We start from the raw sequence: 11,567 nt of genomic DNA, 5'->3' as shown, positions 1-11,567 counted from the left end.
ATCGATCGATCGCGGCTCTCGAAGTGATGAGTCGGTTCGCAGCCAATCCGAAATGGTTGATGTATCTACCGCCCACGATGTCGCCAGTGGCAACTTCCAAGCTGCCAGGATATCTCGAATATCCGACCGAAGCCTTTGATTATTATCGGATGATGGGTATTAATGAAGTCGTCTGCGAAGAAAAACACATGGGTTCGCGGGCGGTTGTCATTATTTGCAAGGATGAAGCAACTGTCGAAAAACGATTTGGGATTACGGGTGAAGGCATCGGCATCTGTTATACCCGCACGGGACGGAGATTTTTCAACGATTTGCAACTAGAAACCGCATTTCTAGAGCGTGTGCGGACGGCTTTAACTGCCTGTGACTTCTGGCAACGCTTGGAGACTAACTGGGTGTGCTTGGACTGCGAATTGATGCCCTGGTCTGCTAAGGCGCAAAGCTTGCTCAGAGGTCAATATGCGCCCGTAGGAGCAGCGGCCAATCATGCCTTGGATTATGCCACCCAACTATATCAACAGGCACTCGATCGAGGTGTAGCAGTCGCGCCCCAATTGGGAAAATTGCAAATTCGATCGACTATGGCGCACAAGTATGTCGATGCTTATCGTCGCTACTGTTGGACTGTAGACTCGATCGAAGATTTCAAGCTGGCACCGTTCCATATTATGGCAACTGAGGGCGCGGTACATGCCAGCCAAAACCATATTTGGCACATGAATCAAATCGCCCAAATCTGTCAGTCAGATTCGATCCTCCTCGCCACCACCCATCGCACCGTCAATCTTCAAGACGAAACAGCAGTGGCAGATGTGACTAAATGGTGGGAAACAATCACCCAAGCTGGGGGCGAGGGCATGGTCATCAAACCAATGCAGTTTATCAATACTGGCAGCAAGGGTTTAATTCAACCTGCGGTGAAGTGTCGAGGTTCTGAATATCTACGGATTATATATGGCCCCGAATACGATCTCCCCGAACATCTAGATAGGCTGCGCCAGCGGGGTTTGGGTGCCAAGCGCAATCTCGCATTGCGGGAATTTGCCTTGGGGGTAGAGGCGTTAGAACGGTTTGTGGCGAAGTTACCGTTACGTCAGGTACATGAATGCGTCTTTGGCGTATTAGCGTTGGAGAGTGAACCGATCGATCCCAGACTGTAAAATATGATCGATCGCATAATAATATTTGTAGTGCTTCCCAGATTGCAATGCCATAATGGGACATGAGACACTTCGCAAGTAGAAAATAAAAAGTTACTATGTCATCCTCCGTTGACGATCGGGTTTTGGATTTTTATAGTGGGTTGTTCGATTGCCTATTCTCCGAACCATTTCGTGCATCGATCTCCGAACGGCGACGGCTGAATGTAGTAATTCGCCAAGTAGAAGATGCCGCCGATGCCGCCTCATCTTCGTTGACTCGTTTCTTCCAAAGCCAGCAATTGAGCGAAGCAACAGTTGACGGAATTTTGATTGGCTTTGCGACGATGGGTGAATTATTAGTGCTCGAAGACATCGCTAACTCGAATGTCACCACCGAAGAAATTGTTGAAAATTTGCTCGGTCGTTTGCCCTGTCCGCAAACAGTTCAGCCAACTCACGATGCAGTATATCGGCTAGCACTTTATACCGTCGTGCAAGTTTTGATGCAGGTTGGCCCAGTAATGGCAGAGTGGAGAAAGCTCAATTTTTCCAGCACGTTTGAATTGCCCCGCAAAGTCGTTAACCGCTTGAATGTAATTAGCGACCAAATGAATGTATTGGGTCATTCTGGGCAAAATGGGGCAGACGAAAACTACGAGCTGCTTTATCGAGATTATCTACTGCAACGTTTTCATAAAGTCGAAGCTGGCACCGTGCGAATGACAACTAGTCTGGACGTGGATCTGCGAGAGCTATTCGTAATGCCTCGCGTGATGCCTCGAAAACGTATTCAACAAGAAACAAGGAATGGAACTGACGCTCCGATCCGTCTGATGGATTTAGATACGGCGAGGAGAATATATGGAAATCAGCAAGAAAATGAACAATTTGAATTGTCAGAAGAAAATTTAGACGATTCTAATACGGAACAAGCCCCTACAGCATTAGAACAGGTAAAAAGCTCTGCTCGTAATGTAATTGTTGGTTTACCAGGCGCAGGCAAATCAACATTCTTTGAGTGGTTGCAAGTCAAACTAGCATCTGTAGAAGAGCAGTTTATCTTAGATTTTCAGCAGGCGATTCCGTTAATGTTACGGGTGCGGCAACTCGATTTATTTAACCTACCTCAAGGTGCCGCCTTGATTGAAAAGGCAACTGCTAGTAGAGATCGGGCGGATTTGATGCCTGATGGTTGGATCGATCGACAGATGAAAGCAGGTAAAATTCTGTTGATGCTAGATGGTTTGGATGAGGCAGAACCAGAATTGCGGGATAAATACCTGATGCCTTGGTTATTTGGGCTGTTGAAACAATACCCAAGGTGTCATTATCTGATTTCCTCTCGTCCAGTTGGCTATCCGCCTGGGTTGCTAGAATCTAGCAAATTTGTTGAGTGCGACTTGTTGGACTTTGATGCACCTCAAATTCAGGAATACACTCGCCATTGGTGTACGGCTGTTCGACTGGCACAAAATGAATTGGAAGCAGAAGCACGGCGAGAAGGTGAACAGGACGGAGATAAGATCGTTGCGGGATTTCAGGAACACCCTTACATTAGCGATCTGGCGCGAAATCCATTGATGCTGTCGGCTATCTGCTTAGTCAACTATTTTGAAGGCGGTCGCCTACCTGATGATAGAGCATTACTCTACCGACTCTGCGTTGAGGGTTTGCTGCACCATTGGGATAAGCGGCGGGGGATTAATTCAGAATTTGGTTTTGATGAAAAGCTTCGAGCTTGTAGGGAAGTTGCCTTGGTAATGCAGGCAGAGGATCGAGCAGAATTTGAAGCGGATAGGGTAAAAGCAATCTTCACAACAGTTTTGGATGATTCAGAAAGAGCAACTAAACTCTTGGAACATATCCGTTATCGCACGGGACTGTTGTTAGAACGTCGTCCCAATGTTTTTGGCTTTGCCCATCTGACATTCCAAGAATATCTAGCAGCACGAGCAATTCACGAAGGGAATCGGCAAAGTATTGATGCTAATCAGTTAGTGAGAGAACATGATGATGGACGCTGGACAGAAGTTATTGCACTCTATTGTGGTCAAGCAACAACACCTGCTGTTCGAGTGTTGATCGATCGATTAATAGAACAGCCAGATACAATATCTTTAGATAAGGTACTGACAGAAGCCTATTTTTCTGCCAGCTCTGACATAACTCAAGATCGAGGTCTGCGACTAAGGATAATAGAAAAAGCCGCACGATCGCCACAGTTCCAGCTCCAACTTCGTAAACCTTCAGGATTAATATATAGATTTTCAAAAGATGAAGTCTCAACTATTGCCAATAATATAGTTGGAATGGTGGAAGAAAATAGTGATTCTTTTAGTAGCGCATGTCTTTGGCTTAGCGATCATCCAGACATGATAGACAAAGAAACCCTAAAAGTAAGATTATTTTCTCTCCGTAGTGCGAATCCTCATCAGATTGGTGAACTAGTATTTCTGACATCTCAATTTGCATCAAAAAATATTTTTGAAGAGCTAATAACGAAAGTAGATTTGACATCTTCATTAAATCTTAGACATTTAAGAACAAAAACTTGCGCCACTATCGATCAGCGATCTTTCTGCTGCTCTATGGCCGAAATTGCATTCTTGGGATTGTCCTTTCAGTCATCATGGAGTAATCTAATTTCATTTAAAATAGAGGATATTTTGCAAGTATTAATGCAAACAATGAATGACATGAAATGTGGGAATTTCGTGACCTTTCATATATTGGCACAGTTTGTACACAATCATTTACATCAAAATCCTTCTTGGGATACTAAGAAAAAGAACAAACTTGCTATGTTGTCACGACAAATAGCAACAAAGATCGCAAACGGACAGATAAATCATCATCTTAATGAGAATGATGATGATGATAGCATCGTTAACTTTGTAAATAATTTAAACAGTTGGGCTAACTTACTAGATGGCATCAAACCATTAGAAAAAATACTGATTAAACCAGTACTGAAAAAACAATCTACCCGAACTAAATCTAAAAAGAGGTAAATTATATTGAACGTTACGTCAAAAATATCCCCAGCATTTGAGCCATTTCTTGCCGATAGTGGAGAGGATGGGAAGCGAGATGCGATCGTAATTTATCGGACACCCCCGATTGAAGGATTACATTTACGCGGTCGATTGCGGGAACTCAAACGACGAATGGATGAAGTTAAGCAACAGGCAGCCATTCAAAAATTGATCGAACAGAGAGTGTTAAACCACTACAAAGAAGCCAGCAAAGATTTGGGTTACTCCGCACAACCGCTCAAATCTTCCCACATTGGCTCTGGTTCTCTACCCATTGCCAATATTGAAGTCACTCGCAAAACTCTGGCAGCATTAGCCGAACAACCAGAGGTGCTGGCGATTTTACCCAATCAGAGAATTCATCTAATCCAGCCTCGTAAAGTTGACTATTCAGCATTAGCCCAGCAAGAACAAGATGACAGTCTCACTTGGGGATTAAAACAACTAGAGATTCCCAAACTGTGGGAAACTACCAAAGGACAGGATATTAACGTTGCAGTTCTCGATACAGGTGTATACGGTGCCCATCCCGCCCTGGGCGATCGAGTTAAGGAATTTGTTGTTATCGACCCCTTGGGCAGGCGCATAACAGCCTCTCCAGCATTTGATTCCGGCCAACATGGTACTCATGTCTGTGGTACGATCGCAGGCGGTCAGACTTCAGATGGCATCTCGATCGGTGTGGCTCCTCAAGCCAATTTATTTGTGGCTGGTGTTTTGATTGGCGATGCCACATTAAGTACCTTGATGGAGGGGATCTCCTGGGCGATCGAACAAGGAGCAGATATTATTAATATGTCTCTAGGCTTTAATTATTATGAGCCGCTTTTTGCCGAAATCTTAGAAATTTTGCTCAACCAATATGGCATCTTACCAGTTGTCGCGATCGGCAACGAAAATCATGGTAATAGCAGCTCCCCTGGCAATACTTATAATGCCTTCTCCGTTGGAGCCATCGAGCAGAACAAATCAGATGGTTTTAGTGTCACTTCTTTTAGCAGTGGTGCCAGCCTCGTTTTTCCAGGCAAAGAACCTGATTTCTTAGTCACCAAACCTGACGTAGTTGCCCCAGGTGCCCAGATTTATTCCTGTATTCCACCGACAAAATGTGCAGATGGAACATTGGAATACAATTTCATGGACGGCACTTCAATGGCAACGCCCCATGTCGCCGGAGTTGCCGCCCTACTAATGGCAGCTAACCCAACGGCTCCCGTAACCGATATCATAAAAGTACTAAAGGAAACAGCCAGCCATCCCAACGGTGCAGATCTTTGTCCTTGCAATCGATGGGGACATGGCTTAATCCAACCCGTTGAAGCTTTAAAAGCCCTGAAAGCATAACTGGAGTAAAGATTGTGATTGAAGATAGTGAGATCGATCGAAATAAACTCAACCCCGAATTTGCAACTCGGTTAGATCGGCTTGCGCCACACCAAAAGGTTCGAGTTGTTGTTCTACTTCATTCTAAAGGTGCTGGAAATCTGAATGGAAAGCGGCAATCGCGGTTAGAACGTCAATCAACCATCCAATCTTTACGAGAGTCAGCAGTACAATCTCTGGCCAATGTTAACGAAATTATTCAACATTTTGAAGGAAAATTGCTGATGGATTGCCCTGATGCTTTAGGTTCTATTCCGATCGAAATTACCGCCGCTGGGATCGATGCGCTCACAAAATCTGAGGCAGTTAAGGCAGTGATGGAAAATAGCTCTATTCATCCAGTTCGATCTACCGGATTATTTGATTAGATCGGCTGAAAAAGCCGATCGGGTATAAAAAATGTAGATCTAGTAAAATATAGAATGAGTGATAAACCTTCTGCGATCGAATTCAAAACCGATCGAATCGTTTGCATTGACCGAGAGGATTTACATCTATTTGCTGAGGTAATTGACACTATTGCTATTGACGATCGCTGTTGGGTCAGACCGCTGGCGATTGCGAGATCTACCTCTGAAAGTTTTAAATTAGAATTTCTTCACGATCTGCGCGATGCGGCTCAACTAATTCTACCCGCAGACCTATTTCGGGATGCTTTAGATACAGAAGTTTTGCCACTGATATCAGAATTATTTCATCCCGATCGAGATTCAACCAAATCGACAAATGCTCAACGAGTATTATATCAATTCATCGCCGAGCGGTATCGATACCAACAGCTACCAAGAGTTCAAAATTTTGATTTGCGCTAATCGATCTTAGTTTTAGTTTCAGGCATTAGAGCGATCGCCATAGTCTAGAACCACATTTAGGCGATCTGAGTCTTGGCTAAGGCTTCAAGCAGTTCTGCTGACGTAAATGGCTTGGTGACAAATGCTTTTACCGTCTGGACTTGGGGCAGTGGCTCCCCTGGCGCATCGACGATCGATTCGAGATTGACGACGGAACCGCTCATCACGATAATCTGCACTTGGGGGTTAATCCGTTGCAAAGTCTCGATCGTCGATCGGGTATCGAGATTGGGCATCATCATATCGATCAGCACGATCGCAATACTATGGTGCGATTGGGCATAGATCGAGATCGCTTCGATCCCGTCACTGGCTAAGATCACGCGGTAGTTATATGCTTCTAGCGATTCTTGGGCGATTTCGCGAATTGCCACCTCATCATCGACAACTAATACCAATTGACCTTTGCCATCATGTCGAGCCGCAGCTACGATTGGGGGTTCGACTTCTTGGCTATCGTTGGCGAAGCCTCTCCAAGGGAGAATCGCTGGTAAATAGATCTTAAAGCTGGTGCCGCGCCCGACTTCACTTTCCACGTCGATCGCCCCACCATGTGCTTTGACGATGCCGAGGACGGTGGATAGCCCCAGCCCCGTGCCGGTATCTTTGGTAGTGAAGAACGGATCGAAGATCCGATCGAGCATTGCCGCAGTCATGCCGCTCCCCGTATCGGCAATAGTAATGACGATATAAGATCCCATTGGTAGCTGGAGCGACGGTTTGGGATCGGTAGCATCGATAACGATATTGGCGGCACTAGCCATCAGCCGCCCACCATGGGGCATCGCATCGCGGGCATTCACATATAGATTCATGAATACTTGATGAATCTGCGTGGCATCGACACTCACCAACCAGAGATCTGCACTGTCGAGATTTAAGTTAATCTCGATCGATTTCGGGAAAGTTTGGCGCGCGACACTGATAATTTCGGCGAGGATATGCCGGACTTGGATCGTCGTGCGTTCGCCATCCATCCCCCGCGCAAAGGTGAGAATTTGCTTGACCAAACTACTGCCGCGTTTGGCACTGTCCGCCAGCATATTCAATAATCTTTGATTGCGGGCATCCAAATTAGGCAGCGTCAGCGGTAACAGTTGGGCAGCACCAAGAATCGGCGTGAGGACATTATTCAAATCGTGAGCGATGCCACTGGCGAGGCTACCCAAACTTTCCAACCGTTGAGCGCGGAGAAACTGTTGTTCGAGGGATTTCTGCTCGGTAATGTCGGTATCGACGCTGAGGATCGATCGCGGATTGCCCGCTTCGTCCCGCACCAACGTCCACCGACTTTCAACGATTACTTCCTTTCCAGTTTTCGTCAACTTGTGTAATTCACCTTGCCATGCGCCTTGTTGCCGCACTGTCTGAGACGCGATCGTGACTGCTGTTGGCATCTCTGGGTAAAACAGTTGGGTTGTATTCAATCCGATAGCTTCTGCGGCTGTCCAGCCATAAATAGACTCTGCGCCATTGTTCCAGAATTGAATCTGACTATCTAAATCCCGGACGATAATCGCATCAGTGGCAATATCTAGTAAAGCGGCTTGTTCCTGGATTTTTTGGGCTGTGGCTTTGCGATCGGTAATATCCGTTAGCGTACCGATATACCCAATCATATTTCCAGCTTCATCATAAATCCCGATCGCTTTAGCGAAGACCCATTTTACTCGTCCCTGGGGGGTCACAAGCCGATGCTCCGATGTTAACTCTTGCTGGGTTTGCAGTGCATTATTCCAATTGGTAAGTACCGCTACTCGATCGTCAGGATGGAGCGCGGTTGCCCAAGATTGCCCCAGAATTTCATTTAGGGGCAATTCCAGCAATTCGAGGCACTGTTGATTGACAAATAGAATGTTTCCCGCAGGATCGGTTTGATAAATGCCCACAGGGGCAGTTGTCAATAGAGCCAAGTAACGAGCTTCACTTTCTTTTAGTTCTGTTTCGATCTGCTTGCGATCGGTAATATCGCGCCCTTCGGGAATCAACATCACGACTTTTCCGGTGTCGTCAAAAATCGGGCTGAGGGAAAAATCGACAATAACATGGGAACCATCAGCGAGGAAATGTTTGGCTTCAAATCTCACCAATTCACCCGTTGCCGCTTGCACGATCGCTTGTTGGAGTTGTACTTGCAAATCGGGGGAATGAGTCCACCACGGCGTCGCCCAAAATGCCTGTCCGACCACATCTGCTGGTGTTGCCCCGATCGCTTCTAATGCCGTGCGATTGGCTTCGAGTAAGATCCCATCGGTATCGAGTAAGCCCACAAACTGGAAAGTGTTGTCGAAAATTGCCCGAAACTTCCGTTCGCTATCTCGCAGCGATTCTTCTGCTTGCTTGCGAGCGGTAATATCGAACCGAATCGATAGATACTGCTCTGGACGACCGCGTTGGCGCAGCCGCTCTGAAGGAGAGTCGTCTAAATACGGGACGATCGTGGTCGCTACCCAATAGTAACTGCCATCTTTCGCCCGATTTTTAATTTCGCCGCGCCAGATGTTGCCGCTGGAAATTGTCGCCCACAACGCTTGGAAAAATGCGGGTGGATGGTAGCCAGAGTTGATGATGTGGTGAGTTTGTCCTAATAGCTCAGCTTTGGCATATTGCGAAATCTGACAAAACTGGTCGTTGACATCAGTAATCATGCCATGTCGATCGGTGAGTGCGACAATCGCCGATCGATCGAGCGCGTATTTTTGAAACTCATGCTTGGCGATCTCGGATTGGAGTTGTTGCGTCCGTAAGGCTAATTCGGCAGTGCGCTCGACCACGCGTCGCTCTAGCTCGTCTTCAACTTGTTGTCGTGCGATCACTTCTAGCCGCAATTCCCGATTGCGATGTTCTAATTCTGTGGATCTTTGCAACATCTCGGTTTGTAGTTTTTCCAGCAGGTAGAGCATTTCTAATGGGTCGAGCAATTGCAACAGATTCGATTGGGTGAGGATGCCGACTAGTTCATCGCGATCGGTGGTGATGACCAGGCGGCGAATATTTCTGGTTTGCATGATTTGCTGCGCCGACCACAGGGAATCTGTCGGTTGCAAACAAAACAAGGGGCTACTCATGACTTGTGCTGCACAGAGTTGCTCTAGATCGAGTGCGAGTGCCTGAAATTGCACGACATCCTGTTCGGTGATAATCCCGATTGGATGCAAAGGTTGACATCCATCTACAATCACGATCGAACTCACATGGCGAGCGGCCATCATCTGGACGATTTGCAGGAGCTTGGTGGTCGGCGGAGCGTGAATGACATTCGTCGTCATCCCCTCCGCTACAGATCGAAATTTCAACAGATTCACTGGCTGCAAAATCTGGCGAATGTGCTCTGGCGTAACAATGCCGATCGGTCGCGATCGCTCATCGAGAATCGGCAAATGGCGGATCTGGTGCTGTTGGAAGATATTGAGCGCACTCATCACCGTATGTTGTTCGGACAGCACCAAAGTTTGCAACTCGGTGGTCATCACATCCGCTACTTTAATGCCCTGGAGATCCCGCTGACTGGCCGCAATCTGCACCAAATCTCGTTCGGTAAAAATGCCCAACAACCGATCGCCAGCGATGACTAAGACCGAGCTATGATGTGCGGCGATGTCTAAAGTGAGCGATCGATCGGCGGTGGGCAGGAGGCATTGACGTCCCTTCGCCTGACTCATCAAGGCAATTACTGCGACCAGAGACATCTCTGGATCTACCATCAATGGCTGACGATCGACAATCGATGCCAAACTTGGTAAATTTTGGAATGGATTGGCAGTGCTAGACATACACGCTCGCAAATAAACTTCCGCTGCGTCTATCCTAAGCTGAGATAAATTACGATGCAATCAATTCTGATGCTATCCGATAGATATATAGCGATTCTACATCAGGCGATAGAATTTATCTAGTTGTAGCTCGATTTGCCCGAAACCGGCTAACCAACACAGCCATGACACTACTCCTGTTTTGCATAGGAGTAGTGTCAACATCGATCGTGGTGGTGGCAATACGGTTCGGTTAAACAAATAGATGTTCTAGTATTAGTCCGCGTAGGCGGACTTTGCATCATTAGCTGCGACTTCAGTCGTCAGCTAACCGAACCGGATTGGTAGCGGTGGGATCTGGCAAATTCACGGCGATCGAGATTCAGGCTGGCAACGCGAATGGATTGGAGTTGAAAAGCTGTTTATCCGCCGGTATTCAGCCCGCTAATTTCCAACTCCTGACTGCGGACTGCTGGCAGATCGGCGATCAATACAGCTACCCGCAGCGCCGAAGTAATCGCCCCTTCATGTAAACCGTCGCCTAGATAGGCTCCCACATGATAAGTATGGTGATTCCCATTGGTATCGATAATCTCCTGACGATGGCGGAAAGCTGCGACGGTATAGAGTGGCGTGTGATGCTGCTGGATATGTAAAATCCGGTCTGGATCGATCTTACTTTCGAGGTTAAATGACAGACTATACTGGATCGGCGCAGCGATGCCGCAGAGTTGGTTGAGACGGGCGTTGTAGCCCCAGTAGCCATGTGCTGCATCCGTCTCAAAGAAATCAAATTCCGAACCTTCGCGGACGCGGTAGGGGGCGTACAGGCTGGCATCTGTATGGAGTAGTGTCTGGACGTAATTCCCTTGCCAAGCCGTGAATCTGGCGATCTCATCATCGTGAGGATCTGCCAAGAGTTTGAGCACCACATCGGGTGGGGTGGCAAAGACCACTTTGTCAAATTCCCGGACTTTATTGTCAGCTAATGAGATCGATACTCCGGTTGCCGTCCGCCGAATTGCCGCTACTTCGACACCCAGCAAAATCTCGCCTCGAAACCGATCGCGGATCTTCTGAATATATGAGTATACACCGCCTTTGATCCTCACCCAATCGACAAATACATCATCGCGAAGGGTGGGAACTACCAACTCGGCAGGACAATTATCGATCTGTGCAAACGGGGTCGAATAACTATACATCGCAAATAACTTCAGCCAAATATTCTGGAGGTAGGGCTGTTTGAATCGATCGGCTAAAGATTGGTTGTGAAAATCCATTGCTTTCCAAAATTTGGCCGCGATGAATAAACTGGCAGCACGAAGATAAAATAAATTCATCCGTAAATGTTCGAGCAACCAGCGCATACCAGTGAAATTTCGATCGATCGCCACTTTTGAG

The 11,567-nt window shown here is 46.9% G+C and carries 6 protein-coding genes and 1 pseudogene; 5 read left to right on the top strand and 2 right to left on the bottom strand.

The genetic code is table 11. From position 1 onward, the window contains the following. The 5 genes and pseudogenes from RMO27_RS16230 to RMO27_RS16210 all read left to right on the top strand — a co-directional run. A pseudogene (locus RMO27_RS16230) lies at window positions 1-1,160 on the top strand (polynucleotide kinase-phosphatase); the annotation flags it as partial. A gap of 98 nt (window positions 1,161-1,258) precedes the next feature. Then, window positions 1,259-4,153 (top strand): NACHT domain-containing protein, encoded by a 2,895-nt coding sequence (locus RMO27_RS16225; RefSeq protein ID WP_309734361.1) that lies wholly within the window; start codon window positions 1,259-1,261, stop codon window positions 4,151-4,153. A 6-nt stretch (window positions 4,154-4,159) separates the two neighbouring features. Then, window positions 4,160-5,521 carry a S8 family serine peptidase gene (locus RMO27_RS16220; RefSeq protein WP_309734360.1) on the top strand — a complete coding sequence of 454 codons (1,362 nt, stop codon included), beginning with the start codon at window positions 4,160-4,162 and terminating at the stop codon, window positions 5,519-5,521. Between the two features lie 14 nt (window positions 5,522-5,535). Beyond that, on the top strand, window positions 5,536-5,928 hold the full coding sequence (locus RMO27_RS16215) for a hypothetical protein (RefSeq protein WP_309734358.1): 393 nt from the start codon (window positions 5,536-5,538) through the stop codon (window positions 5,926-5,928). A gap of 54 nt (window positions 5,929-5,982) precedes the next feature. Then, window positions 5,983-6,372, top strand: coding sequence for a hypothetical protein (locus RMO27_RS16210; protein WP_309734357.1), 390 nt, complete (start codon window positions 5,983-5,985; stop codon window positions 6,370-6,372). 56 nt (window positions 6,373-6,428) lie between these two features. Here RMO27_RS16210 and RMO27_RS16205 read toward each other — a convergent pair whose 3' ends face one another. Both RMO27_RS16205 and RMO27_RS16200 read right to left on the bottom strand, forming a co-directional pair. After that, window positions 6,429-10,184: a PAS domain S-box protein gene (locus RMO27_RS16205; protein WP_309734355.1), complete on the bottom strand. Its 3,756-nt coding sequence runs from the start codon at window positions 10,182-10,184 to the stop codon at window positions 6,429-6,431. Window positions 10,185-10,585: 401 nt separating this feature from the next. Then, window positions 10,586-11,567, bottom strand: a 982-nt coding sequence (locus RMO27_RS16200; RefSeq protein ID WP_309734352.1) for an FAD-dependent oxidoreductase, incomplete at its 5' end; no start/stop codon positions are given.

Source organism: Chamaesiphon sp. OTE_75_metabat_556 (assembly GCF_031378165.1).
Taxonomy (GTDB): Bacteria; Cyanobacteriota; Cyanobacteriia; order Cyanobacteriales; family Chamaesiphonaceae; genus Chamaesiphon.
The sequence above is the reverse complement of the archived record's forward strand: the minus strand, read 5'-3'. Positions and strand labels throughout refer to the sequence as shown.

What these genes read in the sequence shown, in the direction of transcription:
- RMO27_RS16205 (WP_309734355.1), bottom strand. Translation starts at nt 10,184, where the DNA reads ATGTCTAGCACTGCCAATCCATTCCAAAATTTACCAAGTTTGGCATCG.
- RMO27_RS16225 (WP_309734361.1), top strand. Translation starts at nt 1,259, where the DNA reads ATGTCATCCTCCGTTGACGATCGGGTTTTGGATTTTTATAGTGGGTTG.
- RMO27_RS16210 (WP_309734357.1), top strand. Translation starts at nt 5,983, where the DNA reads ATGAGTGATAAACCTTCTGCGATCGAATTCAAAACCGATCGAATCGTT.